The organism is Micromonospora sp. 15K316, from assembly GCF_004348525.1.
Lineage (GTDB): Bacteria > Actinomycetota > Actinomycetes > Mycobacteriales > Micromonosporaceae > Micromonospora.
Genome location: NZ_SMKG01000052.1, coordinates 1 through 22,530, shown reverse-complemented (window position 1 = coordinate 22,530; position 22,530 = coordinate 1). Strand labels below are relative to the sequence as shown.

The following is a 22,530-nucleotide window of genomic DNA, read 5'->3' as shown; positions in this document are numbered from 1 at the left end:
GGGCGGCGACGGATTTTCCGGGCCCTTCCGCCGGGCGCTCCCCGGGCGGGCCTCGGCCTCCCTTCCGTCGCTGCCGCCTCGCGCGGGGTGGGTGACCGGGCGGGGAGTTGGCCGGGATCATGGGGGGCATGACCGAGCCGCCCGCCGAGCGACGTGGGGTGAGGATCAGTGACCCGCAGGTGATGCGGGCACTGGCACATCCGGCCCGTCTCGCGATCATGGAACAGCTGAGTGCGCTCCCGGAGGGTGCGACCGCCACGGAGTGCGCCGATATCGTCGGCTTGTCGCCGAGTGCCACCAGCTACCACCTGCGGGAACTGGCCAAGGCCGGTCTCGTCGAGCCGGCGCCGAGCCGTGGTGACGCGCGGGAGCGGATCTGGCGGACCGTCAGCCCCAGCTGGACGGTGGACGCCGGTCGGGACGCCGAGCCGGAGGCGGTGGCGGCCCAGACCGCGGTCGTCGAGGCGTTCCTCGCCGTCGAGCTGAAGCGCAGCCGCGACTGGTTGCGGCGCGCGCCGGCCGAGCCGCCCGAGTGGTACGACGTCGCCCGGCTCTCCGAGAGTCAGCTCCTGGTCACCGCGGCGGAGCTCGCCGAGCTGAACGATGCGGTGGATCGGCTGCTGGAGCCGTACCGCAAGCGGACCCGTACCGATCCGCCGTCCGACGCCCGGACCGTCTCGATCTACTACAAGGCGCTGCCCCTGGAGTGAGGAGGGGTTGCCCGGAGCAGTTGTGAAGGATTATTTTCGAAATATGTCCTTCACAACTGCTCCGTCGCGCTGGTCGGACGTCTGGCTCGCCACCGGTGCTCGCGCCGTCTCCAGCTGCGGGGACTTCCTCGCCGCGAGCGCCCTGACCCTCGCCCTGCAGAGCGCCGGAGCCGGTGGCCTTGCCGTCTCCGGCCTGCTGCTCGCCGCGACCCTGCCGCTGGTGGTGCTGGCCCCGCTGACCGGACGGCTCGCCGACCGGGTGGACAGCCGCACGCTGCTGGTCATCGCCGGGTTGGTCCAGGCGGGCATCTGTCTCGCTCTGGCGCACGCCGAGCGACCCGCTCTGATGATCGTCCTGGCCGGGCTGCTCGCCGTCGGTCTGGCCGTGACCCAGCCGGTGCTCGCCGCCCTGGTCCCGGCGATGGTGCGACCGGCCGACCTGCCCCGCGCCAGCGCACTTCAGCAGTCCGCGGGGACGCTCGGCGTGCTCGCCGGACCCGCGCTCGCCGGCGTCCTGGTGGGCGGCTTCGGCACCCGGCTCCCACTGCTGCTCGACGCGGTCAGCTACCTCGCCCTGGTGGCGGCCGGGCTGCTCATCCGTACCCGGCGGGGCGGCCGTCGGGGACCGGGGAAGGTGCCGGCCGGTGGCCCGACCGAGCCACGCGCCTGGCGCCTGCGCCGCGACCCGCTGCTGCTCGCCACGGTCGTCGGGGTGGCCGGAGTGGTCGGCGCGGTCGGTGCCATCAACGTGGTGGAGGTCTTCTTCATCCGGGAGACCCTGCACAGCAGCACGACGATCTACGGGTTGGTCACCGGCGCGTGGACGCTGGGCGTGCTGGCCGGTTCGTGGATCTTCGTACGGGCCGTCGGGCGGCTCCACCGCGACGGGGCGCTGGCCGGTGCCGCGCTGGCCCTGCTCGGCGGGTGCTGCCTGATGGTGCTGGTCTCGGCGGCCGTACCGAGCGCGCTGCTGCTGGTGCCGATCTGGCTCGTGGGCGGGATCTTCAACGGCGGCAACAACGTCTTCGGCACCGTGCTGATGGCCCGCCGGGTGCCCGAGGTGGTCCGGGGACGTGCGTTCGCGAGCTACGTCGGAGCGGTCCAGGGCGCGTCCATGGTGGGCTACCTGGCCGGCGGCGTCCTGCTCGAACTGCTCGACCCCCGACCGCTGGTGGCCGCTGCCGGGGTCGCCGGGCTGGTCGCGGTCTCGGTGCTGGCCGTACCCCTGTCCCGGGCGGATCGGAGGGTGGGCGCGCCGGAGCGGCCGGTCCGGGCGGCGGACCCCGCGGGAACGGACGCGGGGATCGCGGTCACTCCGGTGCCGGGTCGCTGAGCCGCACCCCGGCGGCAGCGATACGGTCGAGCCATGGCTGAGCGCATCGCCCGTCCACGGGTCGGACACATCCAGTTCCTCAACTGCCTGCCGATCTACTGGGGGCTGATGCGCTCCGGTGCGCTGATCGACGTGGACCTGCAGAAGGACACACCGGACCGGCTGAACGAGGCGCTGGTCGCCGGCGACCTGGACATCGGGCCGATCTCACAGCTCGAATACCTGCGGCACGCCGACGAGCTGCTGCTCCTGCCGGGCCTCGCCGTCGGCAGCGACGGGCCGGTGCTCTCGGTGCACATCGTCTCCACCCGGCCGCTCACCGAGCTGGACGGCGCCCGGGTCGCGCTCGGGTCGACCTCGCGCACCGGCGTACTGCTCGCGCAGCTGCTGCTCGGCGAGCGGTACGGGGTGCGCCCCGAGTACTTCCGGTGCCCGCCCGACCTGACGCAGATGCTGCTGGAGGCGGACGCCGCCGTGGTCATCGGCGACGTGGCGCTGCGCGCGCTCTACGAGGCGCCCCGCCGTGGGCTGGAGGTCACCGATCTCGGGCAGGCGTGGCGGGAGTGGACCGGGCTGCCGATGGTCTTCGCCGTCTGGGCGGCACGTCGCGACTTCGCGGCCGCCCATCCCGGTCGGGTCAAGGAGGTGCACGAGGCGTTCCTGCGCTCCCGCGACATCAGCCTCGCGGAGCTCGACCAGGTCGCCGAGGCCGGTGCCCGGTGGGAGCCGTTCGACGCGGAGACCCTGGCCACGTACTTCCGGACGCTGGACTTCTCGCTGGGTGAGCGCCAGGTCGCCGGTCTGCGGGAGTTCGCCCGGCGGGCCGCGGCGCTCGGCGAGGCGCCCGCGCTGCCGCCGAACGGCCCCGACTTCTTCGCCGCCTGATCGACAGGGACGTCCGGAGGTCGGGGCGATCCGCAGCGCCGGATGCCCCGACCTCCGCAGCGGACGAGTCGGTCGGACGCCCGCCGGACCGGTCGGACGGTGTCAGACCCCGGGGCGGAGCAGCGCCTCGGTGATCTTCTGGCAGTTCTTCATGCCGTAGTCGTAACCCATGTCGATCGGGTAGCGGACCATCACGCCCATCGTCCAGGTGTCCCCGATGGCCAGGCAGTTGATGTGCATCTCCTGCTCCTGGGTCCGGTCGATCCACCCGTTCTTGATGGCGATCTGCTTGCGCTCGGCGGCCGGGAACGCCTTCCGGATGCCGAAGTCGCCCGCGCCCCGCACCTGGCGCATCTCGTTGAGCAGCCAGTCCGTCCACTCGGGCCCGGCGGCCTTGCCCTCGGCGATGCAGTTGCCGAGGCGGGCGACGTCCCGAGGGGAGAGGGCCGTGCGGCTCCAGCCGCCGTCGGGGGCGACGCTGCTGTCCGTGAGGCCGCACATCGAGATCGCCCGCTTGATCGAGGCGGCGCGCCCGACGTTGTCGTAGAACTGCTCGGCGCGGGTGTTGTCGCTGTCCCGAATGACCAGAGTGGCGTCGGCGAGCTTGGCGTCACTCGGCGTCTGACCCTTCTCGTCGGCGCGGCGCAGGTAGTCGGCGACGATCCAGGACTTGATCAGCGACGCGGTGGTGCTCGTCTCGTCCATGTCCTTCGAGCCGATGACCTCTCCGGTCCGCCGGTCCAGGACGGCCCAGCCGTACCAGCCCTCGATGTCGAGGTCGAGCTCCTTGGCCTCGAACGGCAGCGGCGGCAGGGACGGGCTCGGCTCCGCCGAGGGGCGGTCGCTACGGCCGGCCGCGCCGTCCACGTGTGCGCCGTCGCCCGCGCCCGTGCCCCACGCCGGAGCGGCCTGGGACTCGAACGGTGAGCCGGGCACCAGACGCAGCGACACGAGCACCAGCCCGATGAGGACCACCGCGATGGCGAGCAGCCGCAGCGGGGACGCCTCGCGGCTGGGCCGATCGTCGGCCATCAGAGCTTCCCGGCCGGCTGTTGCGGCACCTTCAGCACCGCGCCGGGCTGCGGGGTCACCAGCTGGGTGGCGACGCTGGCGCAGGTCTTGGCCCCGTAGGAGAGGCTGCGACCGGCCGGGTAGCGCATCATGACGGCGAGACTCCACTTGTCGGTGACGGCGAGGCAGTTGACGTGCCAGTTGCCGTCGTAGCCGAGCCGGGTCCAGCCGTTCTTGATGCTGACCGGCCCCTGTGCCTTGATCGACGCCGGCAGGCCGTCGACGATCCCCCACTTGCCGCCGCCGTACGTCTCGTGCTGGTCGGAGACGCTGCCGCTGACCTTGCTCATCTCGTCCAGCACCCACTTGGTCCACTTGGGCCCGGCCGCCTTGCCGTCGGCGATGCAGTCGCCGAGCCGGACGGCGTCCCGCGGGGACATCCGGGTGAAGCTCCAGAAGCCCTCGTACTTCTTCACGTTGCCGCGCTTGGTGTCGGTGAGGCCGCAGGTCTTGATCGCCCGCTGGATCACCGGGTTCGGCGCGCCGTTGGCTGACGGGCGGTACGAGCCGCCGGCGGCGAAGTAGACCTTGTCGGCCGCGCCGTCGTCGCTCTTCCGGATGGCGGCGCTCGCCATCTTCAGCATGTCGGCCGGCGGCTTTCTGTCGCCGAGCTGGCGCAGGTAGTCGCTGACGATCCAGGCCTTGATCATCGACTCGGTCGAGTTGGTCGAGGCCATGTTCTTCGCCCCGGAGATCTCGCCGGTCTTCCGGTCCATGAGGGCCCACGAGAAGAAGTCACCGTCGAAGTCCACGGAGACCGGACCGGCGGCCAGGGTGGGCGGTGGTGGTGGGGTGGGCGCGGGCGCGGCGACGTCCGCTCCGCCGCTGCCGCCGCTGCTGCTGCCGCCGCCGTCCCCGCTCGAGAGACGGGCGTATGCGGTCGGAACGAGCAGGGCGCTACCGAGGACGACTGCTGCGACGGCGAGCACCATTGTCACGCGGGAACGCATGAGTGGGTGAACTCCAGATGTCGGGGCCGGGGGGACCGGCTTTCTGTCCGGACGGACCGGCTGACCGCCCAGGTCGGGAAGGTCCACGACCTGTGGGGACGGCGATCGTCGCCGGCCGATCGGTGTGACGTCGAAAGTCTACGTCCGCAACTGGGAAGTGCCAGTGTCTGCGCCTGGCAAGTTGCGGTGAAGGCGGGATATCAAACCGTTATGTGGCTTCTGGGAGTGTTCATCTTTGTTTCGAAGGGCACGCTATCCCGACTGTCCGTAAAAGTTCCGTAAGCGTCTCCCGGTCGGAGCGGCGATCCGATTCGAAAGTCGTCCTCGGATTCCTGTTACACCCCCTGGTGTCTTCGGTCGGGAGCTGTAACACTTGTCGTCATGTATGGCAACGACTTCGGCGCCCCGGAGGAGGCATCCGGTGGCGGCCTGCTCGGAGAGGTCGAGGCGGCCGAGGCCGCACTGCGGGAGGCCGCGGCCCGGCAGCGGCGGCGCGTGCCCGCGTCCGACGACGACCTGGCGGGGTTCTTCGCCGAGATCGTCGAGGCCGACCAGAAGATCGAGCCACGCGACTGGATGCCGGAGGCGTACCGCAAGACGCTGATCCGGCAGATCGCCCAGCACGCGCACTCGGAGATCATCGGCATGCAGCCGGAAGGAAACTGGATCAGCCGGGCGCCGTCGCTCAAGCGCAAGGCGATCCTGCTCGCCAAGGTCCAGGACGAGGCCGGGCACGGTCTCTACCTCTACGCCGCCGCCGAGACCCTCGGGATCAGCCGCGACGAGCTGGTCGACCTGCTCCTCAACGGCCGGCAGAAGTACAGCTCGATCTTCAACTACCCCACCCTCACCTGGGCCGACGTCGGTGCCATCGGCTGGCTGGTCGACGGCGCGGCGATCGTCAACCAGGTGCCGCTGTGCCGCTGCTCCTACGGGCCGTACGCCCGGGCGATGATCCGCATCTGCAAGGAGGAGTCGTTCCACCAGCGGCAGGGCTACGAGATCCTGCACACGCTGGCCCACGGCACCCCCGCGCAGAAGGCGATGGCCCAGGACGCGCTGGACCGCTGGTGGTACCCGTCACTGGCGATGTTCGGCCCGCCGGACGGTGAGTCGACCCACTCCACGCAGTCGATGGCCTGGAAGATCAAGCGCTTCTCGAACGACGAGCTGCGCCAACGCTTCGTCGACATGTGCGTGCAGCAGGCCGAGATCCTCGGCCTGACCATCCCCGACCCCGACCTGCGCTGGAACGACGAGCGGCAGGCGTACGACTTCACCCAGCCCGACTACGACGAGCTGATGCGGGTCATCAAGGGTGACGGGCCGTGCAACCGGCAGCGGATGGCGCACCGCCGGCAGGCCCACGCCGACGGTGCCTGGGTACGCGAGGCCGCCGCGGCGTACGCCGCCAAGCGGGCGGTGGAGAAGAAGGAGAAGGTGGCAGCGTGACCGATCCGTCGCCGCTGTGGGAGGTCTTCGTCCGGGCCCGGCGGGGGTTGTCCCACACCCACGTCGGCAGCCTGCACGCCCCCGACGCGGAGCTGGCCCTGCGCAACGCCCGGGATCTCTACACCCGGCGGCAGGAGGGCGTGTCGATCTGGGTGGTGCCGGCGAGCGCGATCACCGCGTCGAGCCCGGACGAGAAGGACGCCTTCTTCGACCCCGCGGCCGACAAGGTCTACCGCCACCCCACCTTCTACGAGGTGCCGGACGGGGTGGCGCACCTGTGAGCGAGCAGAGCGAGCGAACCAGTCGGCTCAGCAGCGGGGCCCTTCACGCCGGCGCCGAGCGAAGCGAGGTGGCGGCGTGAACGGGCCGTTCGAGTTCACCCTCCGGCTCGGCGACGACGCATTGATCGCGGCACAGCGGCTCGCCGAGTGGACCACCCGCGCCCCGGAGATGGAGGAGGACATCGCGCTGGCGAACATCGCCCTCGACCAGCTCGGCGCGGCCCGGCTCCTGCTGACGTACGCGGGCGAGCTGGAGGGCGCCGGCCGGGACGAGGACGCCCTCGCCTACCTGCGCGACGACCGGGAGTTCCGCAACTGCCTCCTGGTCGAGCTGCCCAACGACGACTTCGCGGTCACCATGGCGAAGCTGCTCCTCCTCTCGGCGTACCAACTCCCGCTCTACACCGCGCTCGCCGAGTGCGCCGACGAGCGGCTGGCCGCCATCGGGTCCAAGACGCGCAAGGAGTCGGCGTACCACCTGGACCACGCCGCGCTCTGGGTGAAGCGGCTCGGTGACGGCACCGAGGAGTCGCACCGCCGGATGCAGGCGGCGGTCGAGCAGGTGTGGCCGTACGCGGCGGAGCTCTTCGCCCCCGACCCGGGCGCGCCGGTCGACCCGGCCGCCCTGCGGGCGGAGTTCGACGCCACCGTGACGGCGGTGCTGGCCGAGGCCACGCTCACCCGACCCGAGTCGGGCTGGGCGCCGGCCGGCGGGCGGGACGGCGTGCACACCGAGCACCTGTCGTACCTGCTCGCCGAGATGCAGGTGCTGCACCGCGCCCACCCGGGGGCGAAGTGGTGAGCAGCCCCGCGGTCGCGAACGGAGGGTGGCACCGGTGAATCCGCGGGAGGCCGCAGCCGCGGTGGTGGACCCGGAGATCCGGGTGCTCACCATCGACGAGCTGGGCATCCTGCGGTCGGTCGACGAGGATCCGTCGACCGGCCGGGTGGTCGTCACCATCACCCCCACGTACACGGGCTGCCCGGCGATGGACGTGATCCGCGCCGACATCCGCCGCGCGCTCACCGCGGCCGGCCATCCGGACGCCGAGGTGCGCACCGTCCACTCCCCGGCGTGGAGCACCGACTGGATTTCCGAGTCCGGCCGGGCGAAGCTGGCCGCCGCCGGGATCGCGCCGCCGCAGCCGGTGCGCCGGCCCGGCGTCGTGCCGCTCACCCTCACGCTGCGCTGCCCCCGCTGCGGGTCGCCGGAGACCGAGCAGCTCAGCCGCTTCGGCTCCACCGCGTGCAAGGCGCTCTGGCGGTGCCGCTCCTGCTCCGAACCCTTCGACCACCTGAAGGCGCTGTGACTGTCACCATCACCCGGCCGGTCCGTCGCCGGCCCGTCTTCCACCCGCTCCCGGTCGCCGCCGTCGACCGGCTCGCCGACGACGCCGTGGCGATCACCTTCGCCGTGCCCGAGGAGTTGCGGGAGACGTTCACGTTCCGTGCCGGGCAGCACCTGACCGTCCGGCGTACCGCCGCGGACGGCGCCGACGTGCGCCGGTCGTACTCGATCTGCTCGACCCCCGAGGACCTGGCCCGGCACGGCCGGCTGCGGATCGGTGTGCGGGAGGTGCCCGGCGGCGCCTTCTCCACCTTCGCCTGCGGCGAGCTGCAACTCGGCGAGACCGTCGAGGTGCTGCCCCCGCTCGGCCACTTCACGTCGGCGTTCGACCCGGGACGTGTCCGCCACTACGGCGCGGTGGTCGCCGGCTCCGGCATCACCCCGGTGCTCGCGCTGGTCGCGACGGCGCTCGCCGTGGAGCCGGCCAGCACCTTCACCCTGGTGTACGGCAACCGGCGGTCGAACACCGTGATGTTCGCCGAGGAGCTGGCCGACCTGAAGGACCGGTATCCCAGCCGGCTGCACCTGGTGCACGTGCTCTCCCGGGAGCAGGGTGAGTCGCCGCTGCTCTCCGGCCGGATCGACGCCGACCGGATGGGCCGGTTGCTGGAGACGATCGTGCCGGCCGAGCACATCGAGGAGTGGTTCCTCTGCGGCCCGTACGGCATGGTGGTCGACGTCCGGGAGACGCTCGGCGCGCGTGGCGTGCCGGAGTCGGCGGTGCACACGGAGCTGTTCCACGTCGACGCGCCGCCGGAGCCGCCGCGCCGCCCCGCCGACGAGGCCGGCGCCGGCACGGAGGTGACGATCGTGCTGGACGGCCGCTCGTCGAGCCTCACCATGCGGCGCGACGAGCGGGTGCTGGACGCCGCGCTGAAGGTCCGCGGCGAGCTGCCGTACGCCTGCAAGGGCGGGGTCTGCTCGACCTGCAAAGCGAAGGTGGTGGAGGGCGAGGTCGAGATGGCCCGCAACTACGCCCTGGAGCCGGACGAGATCGCTGCGGGCTACGTGCTGACCTGCCAGTCGAGCCCGGTCACCGACAAGCTCGTCGTCGACTACGACGCGTGAGGGGTGGCCACAGTCCGACGTCGTCGGCCCGGCGACGTAGGCTCGGGGGCGTGACGGTGAGCCGGGAGATCGACGACATCCTGCAGCGCGGCGCGGACGGCGGGCGGATCACGCCCGAGGAGGCTCTGCTTCTCTACACCGACGCGCCCTTCCACGCCCTCGGCGAGGCGGCCGACGCGGTGCGCCGACGGCGCTACCCGGACAACATCGTCACGTACCTGATCGACCGCAACATCAACTACACGAACGTCTGCGTGACGGCGTGCAAGTTCTGTGCCTTCTACCGCGCGCCCAAGCACAGCGAGGGCTGGAGCCACTCGACGGAGGAGATCCTGCGTCGCTGCGGCGAGGCGGTCGACCTGGGCGCCACCCAGGTCATGCTCCAGGGTGGGCACCACCCGGAGTACGGCGTGGAGTACTACGAGGAGCTCTTCTCCGCGGTCAAGCAGGCCTACCCCCAGCTGGCGATCCACTCCATCGGCCCGAGCGAGATCCTGCACATGGCCAAGGTCTCCGGGGTGAGCCTGGACGAGGCGATCGCCCGGATCAAGGCGGCCGGGCTCGACTCGATCGCGGGCGCGGGCGCGGAGATGCTGCCCGAGCGGCCCCGTAAGGCCATCGCTCCGCTGAAGGAGTCCGGCGAGCGCTGGCTGGAGGTCATGGAGCTGGCGCACCGGCAGGGCCTCGAATCGACCGCGACGATGATGATGGGCACCGGCGAGACCAACGCCGAGCGGATCGAGCACCTGCGGATGATCCGTGACGTGCAGGACCGCACCGGCGGCTTCCGTGCCTTCATCCCGTGGACGTACCAGCCGGAGAACAACCACCTGAAGGGGCGCACCCAGGCGACCCGGCTGGAGTACCTGCGCCTGGTCGCGGTAGCCCGGCTCTTCTTCGAGACGGTGCCACACCTGCAGGCCTCCTGGCTGACCACCGGCAAGGACGTCGGCCAGCTCGCGCTGCACATGGGGGTGGACGACCTCGGCTCGATCATGCTGGAGGAGAACGTCATCTCCTCAGCCGGCGCGCGGCACCGGTCCAACCTGCACGAGCTGATCGAGATGATCCGTACGGCCGGCCGGATCCCGGCGCAGCGGGACACCCTCTACCACCGGCTCGCCGTGCACTGGACGCCGGAGGACGACCCGACCGACGATCGGGTGGTCTCGCACTTCTCCTCGATCGCCCTCCCGGGTGGTGGCGTCGGCAAGTCCCTGCCGCTGGTTCAGGCCACCTGACGCGCCTTGCGGTCGATCCGCCCGGTGACGGTGACGGCGGCGGCCGGCCTGCCGGTGAGGTGACCGGCCCGCAGACGCGACCGATCGGGGCGTCCGGCTGTTTGGCGGCGTCGTGCTTGTCCTGGTCGCCCGCCGACGTCGGGTGGTGGCGGTGACTCCGCAGGACGAGCAGCCGACGAGCTGAGACCGATCACCGAGCGGTCAGGAGGACCGTTCAGACGACGCGAGCGGTGCGGGCGTGATGGGTGATCGTCCCGCCCGCACCGTTCATCCGAACGTGGACGGACGGATGAATTCGCATCTCCAGCGCTGGCGTGCCACTTCGCCGTTCGATAACGTCCGCTCGGGTTCATGAAGCCACTTCTTTTTCCTTTCCTCATCCCCCGGGGGACCGATGAAACCGTTCCACCGATCCGCCCTCGCGCGCATCAGCACCGTGGCCATGGTCGTGGCCGGCAGCCTGGCCGCCGTGACCACCCCGGCACACGCCGCCGACAAGCCGGACCTCGTTGTCGCTCAAATCAGCACCGAGCTGGCCAAGGGTGTGCAGGAGGCCAAGGCCAAGCCGTTCAAGTTCACCGTGACGAACATCGGGAAGGCCCCGGCGAAGTCGGTCGTCTTCCGGGCGAACGTCATCGGCCTCAACGCGAAGCGGGTGGGCTTCGTGGTGCCCGACGGCTGCAAGGTCTTCGCGGAGCTTCTCTACGAGTGCCGCCTGCCCGACCTGCCCCCGGGTGCCAGTGAGGACTTCGGAGTACCGCTGTTCAGCACGGGTGGCCGGGGCAACGGGGGCATTCTCTCTGTCGGCGCCTTCTCGACGGATTCGGCTGGCCAGGACGACGGCCAGGTCCTCGATGTGCCCGTTCGGGTGACGAAGCCTGGATACGACCTGACCTCGTGGGTGCAGGACGTGCAGGCGAACGTCGTGGTCAACGGCGCGGTCCAGGACGAGCCGGACCTGAAGCCGGTACCGCGCGGCGAGACGGTGCCGCTGGACTGGGCCGTCTACAACCACGGCAGCCGCAAGGTGACGGGCATCTCGTACGGGTTGACGGTGCCGGCGGGCGTCAGCTTCGTGCAGAAGCCGGAGGGCTGCATCGAGCAGGAGATCGTCGGCAAGGCCCAGCTGCTCTGCGACGACCCGGGCGTGATCCTCAAGCCGGGGGAGTACTACACGGCCGACGTCCGGGTGAAGGTCGGCGAGGATGTGACCGAGCCGGTGCTCAAGGAGGGCGACCTCTTCGCGATCAGCCTGGACACAGTCGATGGACCTGCGGTCGAGCAGCCGCGGGTCGCCACGGCGCAGCAGCGCAAGGCCTTCACCGAGGTGGACATTCTCGACAACCACACCACCTTCGAGGCGTTCGTGGATCTGTCCGCGCAGCCCACGCCGACCCCGACGCCCACCGTCACGCCGACCGGCGAGCCGACGGCGACCCCCACTCCGAGCGGCACGGCCACCACCACTCCGGCACCGGGCGGTGGCGGTGGTGGTGACGGCGGCCTGCCGGTGACCGGTGTGCAGGTCAGCCTGATCGGTGGCATCGGCGGGGCGATCCTGCTGGCCGGTGGCGCGCTGCTGCTGATGTCCCGGCGGCGCCGGGTCGTGCTGGTGGCGCCGGGCGACGAGACGTCGACCGACTGACCCGTACCGCGGACAGGGGGCGGGGTGGCGCACGGCACTCCGCCCCCTTCGCGTACGCCGAACCCACCGGCCGCCCGGCGGAGGGTGGCTGGCAGAGTGGAGGGGTGAGCACCCCACACGGCCGGCGCGCCAGCCTGGACAAGCAGCCGCACGAGGTCGCCGCGATGTTCGACGGCGTGGCGGCGCGTTACGACCTGACGAACACCGTCCTCTCCTTCGGGCAGGACCGGTCCTGGCGGCGGGCCACCCGGGCCGCGCTCGGGCTGCGTCCCGGCGAGCGGGTGCTCGACGTGGGCGCCGGCACCGGGGTCTCCACCGAGGAGTTGGCCCAGTCCGGGGCGTACGCGGTCGGTGCGGATCTCTCGCTCGGCATGCTCCACGCCGGCAAGCGCAGCCGGCCCAGTGTGCCGCTGCTCGCCGGGGACGCGCTGCGGCTGCCGTTCGCCGACGCGAGCTTCGACGCGGTCACCATCTCCTTCGCGCTGCGCAACGTCGCCGACACCGATGCCGCGCTGCGTGAGCTGGCCCGGGTCACCCGGCCCGGTGGCCGGCTGGTGGTGTGCGAGTTCAGCACCCCGGTCAACCCGGCGTTCCGCACCGTCTACCTCTCTTACCTGATGCGCTCGCTGCCGGCGGTGGCCCGCACGGTCTCCAGCAACCCCGACGCGTACGTCTACCTGGCCGAGTCGATCCGGGCCTGGCCCGACCAGCCGGCACTCGCCGCGAGGGTCGGCGCGGCGGGTTGGCGGAAGGTGGCCTGGCGCAACCTGACCGGCGGGATCGTCGCTCTGCACCGGGCCGTCCGCGAGTGATCTCGCCGCGCCCCACGCGCCGACGGATTTTCGTGAACATCCGTTTTTAGTCCACTTTGCGCCGTATGCTCGCCCCCATGACGGGACCAGAGCCGACGGACCGGGTGGACGCCACCGACGACGACGCGGCCGAACTCATCGCGCAGCTGCGGGAGTTGGCCGGCGCCGATCCGGCGGACGTCCGTCAGGTGGTGGCCGAGGTGCTCGCCGCGCTCGACCGCGCGGCCGGCGGCGCGCTGCGCGACCACCTTCCCGAGACGATCCGCGTCGACGCGGGCCTCGACGCCCCCAGTCGGGCCTGACACCGAGCGCTCTCGATGCGCTCTTAGGTGTCACATCCGTAACTTAGGCCCCCCTGGTCACGCGCGGATGAGACGTCGGTCATAGACTCCCAGCGGTTGGCTTGTGAAGCATTTCACGAGCAGGCGGGAGGAGGCGCGGATGTCCGCGGTGGAGCATGACGCCGACGTGATCGTCGTGGGCGCCGGTCCCGGTGGCTCGGCCACGGCGTACCACCTGGCCCAGCACGGGGTGCGGGTGTTGCTGCTGGAGAAGACCGAGTTCCCTCGGGAGAAGGTCTGCGGCGACGGGTTGACCCCGCGCGCGGTGCGCCAGCTGCTCCGGATGGGCGTCGACACGTCGCCCCAGGCGGGGTGGCTGCACAACCGGGGGCTGCGGGTGATCGGCGGAGGCATCCGGCTGGAGCTGGACTGGCCCGACCTCGCGAGCTTCCCCAACTACGGCCTGGTCCGCACCCGGCTGGACTTCGACCAGCTCCTCGCCGAGCGGGCCGTCGCCGCGGGCGCCACGCTGCGCACGGGCACCAACGTCATCGGCCCGGTGCTCGACGCCGACGACCGGGTGATCGGCGTGCAGGCCGAGGTCGGGCCGGAGAAGACCCCCACCAGCTTCCACGCTCCGCTCGTGGTCGCGGCCGACGGCGTCTCCGGCCGCTTCCCGCTCGCGCTCGGGCTGGCCAAGCGCGAGGACCGGCCGATCGGGGTGGCGGTGCGTCGCTACTACCGCTCACCCGCCAAGCACGACGACGACTACCTGGAGTCCTGGCTCGAACTGCGGAGCAAGGAGAGCGGCGACAACCTGCTGCCCGGCTACGGCTGGATCTTCGGCCTCGGCGACGGCCGGGTGAACGTGGGGCTCGGCGTGCTCAACTCCTCCTCCGCGTTCGGCAAGACCAACTACCGTCGCCTGCTCACCGACTGGCTGGCGAACACCCCCGAGGACTGGGGAATGACCGACGAGGCCAATGCGGACGGTCCGATCCTCGGCGCCGCGCTGCCGATGGGCTTCAACCGCGTCCCGCACTACACCCGCGGGGTGCTGCTGGTCGGTGACTCCGGCGGCATGGTGAACCCGTTCAACGGCGAGGGCATCGCGTACGCCATGGAGTCCGGTGAACTGGCCGCGGAGGTCGTCGTGCAGGCGCTGGCCCGACCGGCCGGCGCCGAGCGCGAGCGGGCGTTGCAGGCGTACCCGGCCGAGCTGAAGGCCCGCTTCGGCGGCTACTACCGGCTCGGCGGGGTCTTCGTGAAGCTCATCGGCCGCCCCGAGATCATGCGGCTCGCGACGAAGCACGGCATGCCGCATCCGACGCTGATGCGCTTCGTGCTCAAGCTGCTGGCCAACCTGACCGACCCGCGCGGCGGGGACGCGATGGACCGGGTCATCAACGCGATGACCCGGGTGGCGCCGGCGGTATGACATAGACCGCCGGTGACCTGCGAAGGAACCGGACCGGTCGGACAGACCCGCCCCCCGGCGGCGAACACTTCGGGGGACGTGAATAGTGTGATTCTCGTCAACGAGGGCAGGGAAGGACGAGCAGGAGAAGAAGATGTCGCTCTCGCCTTACGCACCCATCATCGGGCTGTTCGCCCTCGCCGCGGCGTTCGCGCTGTTCTCCGTGGCCGCCGCCCGCTTCGCCGGCCCCCGGCGTTACAACAAGGCCAAACTCGAGGCGTACGAGTGCGGCATCGAGCCCAGCCCGCAGCCGGTGGGCGGCGGGCGTTTCCCGATCAAGTTCTACCTGACGGCGATGCTCTTCATCGTCTTCGACATCGAGATCATCTTCCTCTACCCCTGGGCGGTCTCCTTCGACGCCCTGCCGATCTTCGGCTTCGTGGAGATGGTCCTGTTCATCGTCGCGGTCTTCGTCGCGTACGCCTACGTGTGGCGGCGCGGCGGCCTGGACTGGGACTGAGGAAGGAACGTCAGATGGGCATCGAGGAGAAGCTCCCCGCCGGCATCCTGCTGACCTCGGTGGAGAAGCTCGTCAACTGGTCCCGGAAGTCGTCCGTCTGGGGCGCCACGTTCGGTCTCGCCTGCTGCGCCATCGAGATGATGGCGGCCGGCGGCCCGCACTACGACATGGGCCGCTGGGGCATGGAGGTCTTCCGCGCCTCGCCCCGCCAGGCGGACCTGATGATCGTGGCCGGTCGGGTCAGTCAGAAGATGGCCCCGGTGCTGCGCCAGATCTACGACCAGATGGCGGAGCCGCGCTGGGTGCTCTCCATGGGCGTCTGCGCCAGCAGCGGCGGCATGTTCAACAACTACGCGATCGTGCAGGGCGTCGACCACGTGGTGCCCGTCGACATGTACCTGCCCGGCTGCCCGCCCCGGCCGGAGATGCTCATCGACGCGATCCTCAAGCTCCGCGAGAAGATCATGCACGAGCCGCTGGGCCCGAACGGCCGCAAGATGCTCGAGGCGCGCACGGAGCGCGGCGACGTCCCGGTCGTCCCCTACGGCTCGATGCCGTCGTCGTACCGCAGCGACAAGACCCGCCGTGCCGAGTGGACGAAGGCCGTCCGGGAGGGCCGCGAGGAGCAGCTGCGGATCGAGAACTGGATGCAGGCCCAGAACCATCTTCAGCAGTACGGGGGCATGAAGAAGTGACCTCACCTCACGACAAGCCGAACGACGGCGGCGTGCCCGTACCGGTGACCCCCGCCGGGGCCACCAGCGGCGCCCCCGCCGAGCACCCGCCGTCCAGCCCGGCCGGGCGCGGCATGTTCGGTAACCAGGGCTCCGGCGACGTCTCCGGCTTCGGCGGCCTGGTCCGCCCGCGCCGTCCCATTGCCGGCGCGTCACGGCCGTTCGGGAGCTACTTCGACGAGGTCCACGACGCGCTGGAGGAGGCCTACCCGGGCTTCGCCGACGCGATCGAGAAGGTCGTGGTCGACCGGGGCGAGCTGACCCTGCACGTCCGGCCCGAGCGGATCGCCGAGGTCTGCCAGGTGATGCGGGACGACCTGGCGCTCCGCTTCGAGCTCTGCTCGTCGGTGTCCGGCGTGGACTACCTCGGCGCCGACGAGCGTCGACTGCACGTGGTCTACCAGCTCACCTCGATGACGTACCGCCGCCGGGTCCGGCTGGAGGCGGCCGTGCCCGCCGAGGACCCGCACCTGCCCAGTGTCACCGCGGTCTACCCGACGGCGGACTGGCAGGAACGCGAGGCCTACGACATGTTCGGGATCGTCTTCGACGGTCACCCCAACCTGACCCGGATCCTCATGCCGGACGACTGGGAGGGGCACCCGCAGCGCAAGGACTACCCGCTCGGCGGCGTGCCGGTCGAGTACAAGGGCGCGGAGATCCCACCGCCGGACAAGCGGAGGTCGTACCAGTGACGGGCGCGGAAATCCGCAGCACCACCAGCGGCCCGGACAAGCGGAGGTCGTACCAGTGACGGGCGCCGAGATTCGCGGTACCACCAGCGGCCCGGACAAGCGGAGGTCGTACCAGTGACCACTTCGAACTACGCGACCGAGCGGGAGACCACCGAGGGCAAGGTCTTCACCGTCACCGGTGGGGACTGGGACTCGGTCGTCTCCGGCACCGACCCGATCAACGACGAGCGGATCGTCGTCAACATGGGCCCGCAGCACCCGTCCACGCACGGCGTGCTGCGGCTGGTGCTGGAGCTGGAGGGCGAGACGGTCCGGGAGGCCCGCTCGGTCATCGGCTACCTGCACACCGGGATCGAGAAGAACCTCGAGTACCGCACCTGGGTCCAGGGCAGCACCTTCGTGACCCGGATGGACTACCTCGCCCCGCTCTTCAACGAGACGGCGTACTCGCTCGCGGTGGAGAAGCTGCTCGGCATCACCGACGACGTCACCGAGCGGGCCAACACCATCCGGGTGCTCATGATGGAGCTCAACCGGATCTCCTCGCACCTGGTCTGGCTCGCCACCACGGGCATGGAGCTCGGCGCGATCTCGATCATGCTGTACGGCTTCCGGGAGAGGGAGTACATCCTCGAGATCTTCGAGCTCATCACCGGCCTGCGGATGAACCACGCGTACGTCCGCCCCGGCGGTGTGGCGCAGGACGTGCCGGACGACGCGATCATCAAGATCCGTGAACTCCTCAAGCTGCTGCCGAAGCGGCTCAAGGAGTACGAGGACCTCCTCTCCGGTCAGCCGATCTGGACCGAGCGTACGAAGAACGTGGCGGTACTCGACGTGACCGCGTGCCTGGCGCTCGGCGTGACCGGGCCGGTGCTGCGCTCCGCCGGTCTCGCCTGGGACCTGCGCAAGACCATGCCGTACTGCGGCTACGAGACGTACGAGTTCGACGTCCCGACGCACGCCGACGGCGACGTGTGGGGGCGTTACCAGGTGCGCCTGGCCGAGATCCGCGAGTCGATGAAGATCGTCGAGCAGGCGGTGGACCGGCTGGCCAAGCCGGGCCCGGTGATGGTCGCCGACCGGAAGATCGCCTGGCCGGCTCAGCTGGCCATCGGCGTCGACGGCATGGGCAACTCGCTGGAGCACGTCGCCAAGATCATGGGTCAGTCGATGGAGTCGCTGATCCACCACTTCAAGCTGGTCACCGAGGGCTTCCGCGTCCCGCCCGGCCAGGTGTACGTCGGCATCGAGTCGCCCCGCGGCGAGCTGGGCGTGCACGCGGTCTCCGACGGCGGGACCCGGCCCTACCGGGTGCACTACCGGGAGCCGAGCTTCGTCAACCTGCAGGCGCTCCCGGCGATGGCCGAGGGTGGCCTGATCGCCGACGTGATCGCCGGTGGCGCCTCGCTGGACCCCGTCATGGGAGGTTGTGACCGGTGAGCGCGAGGAGTGAGCTTGCGAGCCCCGCAGTCGCGAACGAAGGGCGGCTCTGATGACTGTCTTCACCGAACAGACCCGCGAGCGGGCGAGGGAGATCATCTCCCGCTACCCGGCGGACCGGTCCCGCTCGGCGCTGCTGCCGCTGCTGCACCTGGTGCAGGCCGAGGAGGGTTACGTCTCCCCGGCCGGGGTGGAGTTCTGCGCCGAGGTGCTGGGTCTGAACAAGGCCCAGGTCGGGGCGGTGGCCACCTTCTACACGATGTACAAGCGCAAGCCGACAGGTGACTACCTGGTCAGCGTCTGCACCAACACGATGTGCAACGTGCTCGGCGGCCAGGAGGTCTACGACACCCTCGCCGAGCACCTCGGTGTCGGGCACGACGAGACCACCACCGACGGGAAAATCACCCTGGAGCACGCGGAGTGCCTGGCCGCGTGCGACTACGGCCCGGTCATGACCGTCAACTACGACTTCTTCGACAACGTCGACCCGCAGGCCGCGGTCGGTGTGGTGGACGAGTTGCGGGCCGGCGGCCGGCCGATGCCGACCCGGGGCGGCCGGCTCTGCACCCTCAAGGAGATGGCCGTCCAGCTCGCCGGGTTCGCCGACGAGCGGGCGGAGGCGGTCGCCGACGGCGGTCCGGGCGAGTCGAGCCTGCGCGGGCTCCGCCTCGCCGAGCAGCACGGCATCTCGGTCCCGGGCTTCGACCCGAACACGCCGATCCGGAGCAAGGCCGAGGCCGACCGGGCTGCCGCCGAGGCGAAGACCAAGGCCGAGGCCGCGGAGAAGGCGAAGGCCGACGCGGCAGCGAAGTCGGCCCCCGCCGCGGTCAAGGGCGGCGACGGCGCGTCCGCCCCCACCGGGGTCGAGCCGGCCCGGCCGGAGCAGGCGACCGGCAGCAACGCGCCGGACGTGAAGGCGCCGGACGACAAGTCGCCGCAGGTGCGTGTCGCCGAGACGCGGCAGCCGGACGCGGCCACGGCCGTACCCGACGCGCCCGGCACGAAGGTGCCGTCGGACTCCGTGCCACCGGCACCGCGTGACGCGCAGGAGGCGGAGGCCGCCGGTGTGGCGGCCAACCCGCCGGCCGGTGACGGCAAGCCCGCCGGCGACGACGCCGGGGCGCAGGAGCGAAATCTCAAGGAAGCGGAGGCCGGGAACGGCGCGGACCCGGCGGTCGCGAGCGAAACGGGGGTCCAGAAGTGACCACTCCTCGGCTGGAGACGCTGGCCAAGCTCACCCCGGTCCTCACCAAGCGCTGGCTCTCGCCGGACGCCTGGCGGATCGGCACCTACGAGAAGCTGGACGGCTACGCGGCGCTGCGCAAGGCGCTCAAGGCCCACCCGGACGACCTGATCCAGCTGGTCAAGGACTCCGGGCTGCGGGGTCGCGGCGGGGCCGGATTCCCCACGGGTCTCAAGTGGGGGTTCATCCCGCAGGGCGACGGCAAGCCGCACTACCTCGTGGTCAACGCCGACGAGGGCGAACCGGGCACCTGCAAGGACCTCCCGCTGATGACGCACGACCCGCACTCGCTGGTCGAGGGCGTGATCATCGCCTCGTACGCGATCCGGGCCAACCGCGCGTACATCTACATCCGGGGTGAGGCGGTGCACGCCGCGCGGCGGCTGCGCAACGCGGTGCGGGAGGCGTACGCCAAGGGCTACCTCGGCCGGAACATCCTCGGCTCCGGCTTCGACCTGGAGCTGGTGGTGCACTCGGGCGCCGGGGCGTACATCTGCGGTGAGGAGACCGCGTTGCTGGACTCGCTGGAGGGCTTCCGCGGCCAGCCCCGGCTCCGCCCGCCGTTCCCGGCGACCCACGGCCTCTACGCGAGCCCGACCGTCGTCAACAACGTCGGCACCATCGCGAGCGTGCCGTACATCGTGCTGGGCGGCGCCGCCTGGTGGAAGACGATGGGCACGGAGAAGTCCTCCGGGCCGATGATCTACTCGCTCTCCGGCCGGGTCGCCAACCCGGGTCAGTTCGAGTGCTCGCTCGGCGTCACGCTGCGGGAGCTGCTCGAACTGGCCGGCGGGATGCAGCCCGGGCACAACCTGAGGTTCTGGACCCCGGGCGGGTCGTCGACCCCGCTGCTCACCGCCGAGCACCTGGACGTGCCGCTGGACTTCGAGTCGGTGGCGGCGGCGGGCTCGATCCTCGGCACCACTGCCACGCAGATCTTCTCGGACCAGGACTGCCCGGTCTACGCGACCTACCGGTGGCTGGAGTTCTACCACCACGAGTCGTGCGGCAAGTGCACCCCGTGCCGGGAGGGCAACTACTGGATGGTCCGGGTGTACCGGCGGATCCTCTCCGGCCAGGGCACCCACGAGGACCTGGACACCCTGCTCGACACCTGCGACAACATCCTCGGCCGCTCGTTCTGCGGCCTGGGTGACGGCGCGACCAGCTCGGTGACCTCCTCCCTGCAGTACTTCAAGCAGGACTACCTCGACTACATCGAGGGGCGCACCGCGCCGAAGCTGTCCGACAAGCAGCTAGTGGGGGCGCACTGATGCGAGCGCGAGGAGTGAGCGAAGCGAGCCCCGCAGTCGCGAGCGAAAGGCCGGCACATGACTGACGTCGTCAAGGCCCCGGAAACCGTCACGCTCACCATCGACGGGGTCGAGGTCACCGCTCCGAAGGGTGCGCTGCTGATCCGGGTCGCCGAGCAGCTGGGCACCGAGATCCCCCGGTTCTGCGACCACCCGCTGCTGGCCCCGGCCGGCGCGTGCCGGCAGTGCCTGGTCGAGGTGGAGGGGCAGCGCAAGCCGGTCGCCTCCTGCACCCAGACCGTCGCCGACGGCATGGTGGTCCGCACCCAGCTCAGCTCCCCGGTCGCCAAGAAGGCGCAGGAGGGGGTCATGGAGCTGCTGCTGCTCAACCACCCGCTCGACTGCCCGATGTGCGACAAGGGCGGCGAGTGCCCGCTGCAGAACCAGGCCATGTCCACCGGGCGCAGCGACTCCCGGTTCCACGAGCACAAGCGGGAGTATCCGAAGCCGCTGCCGATCAGCAGCCAGGTGCTGCTGGACCGGGAGCGCTGCGTGCTCTGCCAGCGGTGCACCCGCTTCTCCGAGGAGATCGCCGGCGACAAGTTCATCGACCTGATGAACCGGTCGTCCGCCGAGGAGATCAACATCTACCGGGACGACGCGTACGGCGAGGAGGGCGACGCCGGTGACGTCCCCTTCAACTCGTACTTCTCCGGCAACACCGTGCAGATCTGCCCGGTCGGCGCGCTGACCGGCGCCCAGTACCGGTTCCGGGCCCGCCCGTTCGACCTGGTCTCCAGCCCGAGCGTCTGCGAGCACTGCTCGGCCGGCTGCTCGCAGCGCACCGATTGGCGGCGGGGCAAGGTGCTGCGCCGGCTGGCCGGCGACGACCCGGCGGTGAACGAGGAGTGGAACTGCGACAAGGGCCGGTGGGGCTTCCAGTACACCCGGGCGCAGGACCGGCTCACCAACCCGCTGGTCCGCGACGAGCGCACCGGTGAGCTGCGGGAGGCGTCCTGGAGCGAGGCGCTGACCGTCGCCGCCGAGGGGCTGCGGGCGGCCCGGGACTCCGGGCAGGGCGCCGCGGTGCTCACCGGCGGCCGGCTGACCGTCGAGGACGCCTACGCGTACGCGAAGTTCGCCCGGGTCGCGCTCAACACCAACGACGTCGACTTCCGGGCCCGGCCGGTCTCCCGCGAGGAGGCCGACTTCCTGGCCAGCTCGGTCGCCGGCGTCACCGATGTGACCTACGCCGACGTCGAGCAGGCGCCGGCGGTGGTGCTGGTCGGGATCGAGCCGGAGGAGGAGTGCCCGATCCTCTTCCTGCGGCTGCGCAAGGCGTACGCCAAGCGTGGCCTCCGGGTGTACGCGATCGCCCCGTTCGCCACCCGCGGCCTGGAGAAGCTCGGTGCCAAGTTGGCCCGAGTGGTGCCGGGCGAGGAGGCGAGCGTGCTCGCCGAGCACGCCACGGTCACCGAGGCGCTGAGCGCCGAGGGCGCGATCCTGATCGTGGGCGAGCGGCTCGCCGAGGTGCCGGGCGGCCTCTCCGCCGCCGCGGACGTGGCCCGGCGTACGGGTGCCAAGCTGGCCTGGGTGCCGCGGCGCGCGGGTGACCGTGGCGCGGTCGACGCCGGCTGCCTGCCGAACCTGCTCCCCGGCGGTCGCCTGGTCACCGAGCCGGCCGCCCGCGCCGAGCTGGGCGAGGCGTGGGACATCGCGGCGGGGGTCATCCCGAGCCAGGCCGGTCGGGACACCGACGGCATCCTCACGGCGGCCGCGAACGGTCAGCTCGGCGCCCTGGTGGTGGCCGGCGTCGACCCGGCCGACCTGGCCGACCCGCGCCTCGCCGAGCAGGCTCTGGAGCAGGTGCCGTTCCTGGTGAGCCTGGAACTGCGGGCCAGCGCGGTGACCCGCCGGGCCGACGTGGTCTTCCCGGTCGCTCCGGTGGACGAGAAGGCGGGCAGCTTCATCGACTGGGAGGGCCGCCTGCGGACCTTCGAGGCGGTGCTGCAGACGGCCGCGATGACCGACGGCCGGGTGCTGGACGCGCTCGCCGCGCAGCTCGACGTGCGGCTCGGCACCGGAGACGTGCTCAGCATCCGCCGCGAGCTGGGCTCGCTGCCGCCCACCCGGACCACCCGGCCC

At 71.2% G+C, this 22,530-nt stretch carries 22 protein-coding genes and 1 pseudogene; 21 read left to right on the top strand and 2 right to left on the bottom strand.

Features of this window, described 5'->3' with window-relative positions:
- Positions 1-128 precede the first annotated feature (128 nt).
- From E1211_RS13380 to E1211_RS13370, 3 genes are read left to right on the top strand one after another with little or no spacing between them, the layout of a single operon-like run.
- Positions 129-710 (top strand): helix-turn-helix transcriptional regulator, encoded by a 582-nt coding sequence (locus E1211_RS13380; protein ID WP_132348977.1) that lies wholly within the window; start codon positions 129-131, stop codon positions 708-710.
- 43 nt (positions 711-753) lie between these two features.
- The gene (locus E1211_RS13375; RefSeq protein WP_132348975.1) at positions 754-2,043 is read left to right on the top strand and encodes an MFS transporter; all 1,290 of its coding nucleotides are present in this window, start codon (positions 754-756) and stop codon (positions 2,041-2,043) included.
- Positions 2,044-2,076: 33 nt separating this feature from the next.
- Positions 2,077-2,928, top strand: coding sequence for a menaquinone biosynthetic enzyme MqnA/MqnD family protein (locus tag E1211_RS13370; protein ID WP_132348973.1), 852 nt, complete (start codon positions 2,077-2,079; stop codon positions 2,926-2,928).
- Positions 2,929-3,030: 102 nt separating this feature from the next.
- On the opposite strand, the gene E1211_RS13365 is transcribed toward E1211_RS13370, so the two are convergent.
- Positions 3,031-3,960, bottom strand: a complete 930-nt coding sequence (locus tag E1211_RS13365; RefSeq protein WP_132348971.1) for a serine hydrolase — start codon at positions 3,958-3,960, stop codon at positions 3,031-3,033.
- A complete protein-coding gene (locus E1211_RS13360; protein ID WP_132348969.1) occupies positions 3,960-4,949 on the bottom strand; it encodes a hypothetical protein in 990 nt (329 codons plus the stop codon). The genes E1211_RS13365 and E1211_RS13360 overlap by 1 nt, the downstream gene beginning before the upstream one ends.
- Before the next feature lie 381 nt (positions 4,950-5,330).
- Between E1211_RS13360 and paaA the strand changes: the two genes are divergently transcribed.
- The 18 genes and pseudogenes from paaA to E1211_RS13275 all read left to right on the top strand — a co-directional run.
- Positions 5,331-6,401 carry a 1,2-phenylacetyl-CoA epoxidase subunit PaaA gene (gene paaA / locus E1211_RS13355; protein ID WP_132348967.1) on the top strand — a complete coding sequence of 357 codons (1,071 nt, stop codon included), beginning with the start codon at positions 5,331-5,333 and terminating at the stop codon, positions 6,399-6,401.
- Entirely contained in the window at positions 6,398-6,682 is a 285-nt protein-coding gene (gene paaB, locus E1211_RS13350; protein ID WP_076469106.1) for a 1,2-phenylacetyl-CoA epoxidase subunit PaaB, read from the top strand. The genes paaA and paaB overlap by 4 nt, the downstream gene beginning before the upstream one ends.
- A 76-nt stretch (positions 6,683-6,758) precedes the next feature.
- Positions 6,759-7,484 (top strand): 1,2-phenylacetyl-CoA epoxidase subunit PaaC, encoded by a 726-nt coding sequence (gene paaC, locus E1211_RS13345; protein ID WP_132348965.1) that lies wholly within the window; start codon positions 6,759-6,761, stop codon positions 7,482-7,484.
- Positions 7,485-7,518: 34 nt separating this feature from the next.
- Positions 7,519-7,992, top strand: coding sequence for a 1,2-phenylacetyl-CoA epoxidase subunit PaaD (paaD, locus tag E1211_RS13340; RefSeq protein ID WP_132348963.1), 474 nt, complete (start codon positions 7,519-7,521; stop codon positions 7,990-7,992).
- The gene (gene paaE / locus E1211_RS13335; protein ID WP_132348961.1) at positions 7,989-9,098 is read left to right on the top strand and encodes a 1,2-phenylacetyl-CoA epoxidase subunit PaaE; all 1,110 of its coding nucleotides are present in this window, start codon (positions 7,989-7,991) and stop codon (positions 9,096-9,098) included. The genes paaD and paaE overlap by 4 nt, the downstream gene beginning before the upstream one ends.
- Before the next feature lie 50 nt (positions 9,099-9,148).
- The gene (gene mqnC, locus E1211_RS13330; RefSeq protein WP_132348959.1) at positions 9,149-10,339 is read left to right on the top strand and encodes a cyclic dehypoxanthinyl futalosine synthase; all 1,191 of its coding nucleotides are present in this window, start codon (positions 9,149-9,151) and stop codon (positions 10,337-10,339) included.
- Positions 10,340-10,362: 23 nt separating this feature from the next.
- Positions 10,363-10,523 (top strand): annotated as a pseudogene (locus E1211_RS33905) (cell wall anchor protein); the annotation flags it as partial.
- Positions 10,524-10,733: 210 nt separating this feature from the next.
- Positions 10,734-11,984 (top strand): LPXTG cell wall anchor domain-containing protein, encoded by a 1,251-nt coding sequence (locus tag E1211_RS13325; protein WP_132348957.1) that lies wholly within the window; start codon positions 10,734-10,736, stop codon positions 11,982-11,984.
- A 104-nt stretch (positions 11,985-12,088) separates the two neighbouring features.
- Entirely contained in the window at positions 12,089-12,796 is a 708-nt protein-coding gene (locus tag E1211_RS13320; RefSeq protein WP_132348955.1) for a demethylmenaquinone methyltransferase, read from the top strand.
- 77 nt (positions 12,797-12,873) lie between these two features.
- A complete protein-coding gene (locus E1211_RS13315; protein WP_132348953.1) occupies positions 12,874-13,098 on the top strand; it encodes a hypothetical protein in 225 nt (74 codons plus the stop codon).
- Positions 13,099-13,237: 139 nt separating this feature from the next.
- A complete protein-coding gene (locus E1211_RS13310; RefSeq protein ID WP_132348951.1) occupies positions 13,238-14,515 on the top strand; it encodes a geranylgeranyl reductase family protein in 1,278 nt (425 codons plus the stop codon).
- A gap of 133 nt (positions 14,516-14,648) precedes the next feature.
- Positions 14,649-15,014 carry an NADH-quinone oxidoreductase subunit A gene (locus E1211_RS13305; protein ID WP_076469129.1) on the top strand — a complete coding sequence of 122 codons (366 nt, stop codon included), beginning with the start codon at positions 14,649-14,651 and terminating at the stop codon, positions 15,012-15,014.
- 14 nt (positions 15,015-15,028) lie between these two features.
- Complete coding sequence (locus E1211_RS13300; protein WP_132348949.1) at positions 15,029-15,709, top strand: NADH-quinone oxidoreductase subunit B family protein; 681 nt, start codon at positions 15,029-15,031, stop codon at positions 15,707-15,709.
- Positions 15,706-16,443 carry an NADH-quinone oxidoreductase subunit C gene (locus tag E1211_RS13295; RefSeq protein ID WP_132348947.1) on the top strand — a complete coding sequence of 246 codons (738 nt, stop codon included), beginning with the start codon at positions 15,706-15,708 and terminating at the stop codon, positions 16,441-16,443. The genes E1211_RS13300 and E1211_RS13295 overlap by 4 nt, the downstream gene beginning before the upstream one ends.
- 114 nt (positions 16,444-16,557) lie before the next feature.
- Positions 16,558-17,886, top strand: coding sequence for an NADH-quinone oxidoreductase subunit D (locus E1211_RS13290; protein ID WP_132348945.1), 1,329 nt, complete (start codon positions 16,558-16,560; stop codon positions 17,884-17,886).
- Between the two features lie 52 nt (positions 17,887-17,938).
- Positions 17,939-19,093 carry an NADH-quinone oxidoreductase subunit NuoE gene (gene nuoE, locus E1211_RS13285; RefSeq protein WP_132348943.1) on the top strand — a complete coding sequence of 385 codons (1,155 nt, stop codon included), beginning with the start codon at positions 17,939-17,941 and terminating at the stop codon, positions 19,091-19,093.
- Positions 19,090-20,406: an NADH-quinone oxidoreductase subunit NuoF gene (gene nuoF, locus E1211_RS13280; RefSeq protein ID WP_132348941.1), complete on the top strand. Its 1,317-nt coding sequence runs from the start codon at positions 19,090-19,092 to the stop codon at positions 20,404-20,406. Before nuoE ends, nuoF begins: the two co-directional genes overlap by 4 nt.
- A 57-nt stretch (positions 20,407-20,463) precedes the next feature.
- Positions 20,464-22,530 (top strand): NADH-quinone oxidoreductase subunit G (locus E1211_RS13275; protein ID WP_132348939.1); only part of this gene is annotated, 2,067 nt, incomplete at its 3' end.

Coding starts and splice junctions, on each gene's coding strand:
- E1211_RS13380 (WP_132348977.1), top strand. CDS start 129: ATGACCGAGCCGCCCGCCGAGCGACGTGGGGTGAGGATCAGTGACCCG.
- E1211_RS13375 (WP_132348975.1), top strand. CDS start 754: ATGTCCTTCACAACTGCTCCGTCGCGCTGGTCGGACGTCTGGCTCGCC.
- E1211_RS13370 (WP_132348973.1), top strand. CDS start 2,077: ATGGCTGAGCGCATCGCCCGTCCACGGGTCGGACACATCCAGTTCCTC.
- E1211_RS13365 (WP_132348971.1), bottom strand. CDS start 3,960: ATGGCCGACGATCGGCCCAGCCGCGAGGCGTCCCCGCTGCGGCTGCTC.
- E1211_RS13360 (WP_132348969.1), bottom strand. CDS start 4,949: ATGCGTTCCCGCGTGACAATGGTGCTCGCCGTCGCAGCAGTCGTCCTC.
- paaA (WP_132348967.1), top strand. CDS start 5,331: ATGTATGGCAACGACTTCGGCGCCCCGGAGGAGGCATCCGGTGGCGGC.
- E1211_RS13325 (WP_132348957.1), top strand. CDS start 10,734: ATGAAACCGTTCCACCGATCCGCCCTCGCGCGCATCAGCACCGTGGCC.
- E1211_RS13315 (WP_132348953.1), top strand. CDS start 12,874: ATGACGGGACCAGAGCCGACGGACCGGGTGGACGCCACCGACGACGAC.
- E1211_RS13310 (WP_132348951.1), top strand. CDS start 13,238: ATGTCCGCGGTGGAGCATGACGCCGACGTGATCGTCGTGGGCGCCGGT.
- E1211_RS13305 (WP_076469129.1), top strand. CDS start 14,649: ATGTCGCTCTCGCCTTACGCACCCATCATCGGGCTGTTCGCCCTCGCC.
- E1211_RS13300 (WP_132348949.1), top strand. CDS start 15,029: ATGGGCATCGAGGAGAAGCTCCCCGCCGGCATCCTGCTGACCTCGGTG.
- nuoE (WP_132348943.1), top strand. CDS start 17,939: ATGACTGTCTTCACCGAACAGACCCGCGAGCGGGCGAGGGAGATCATC.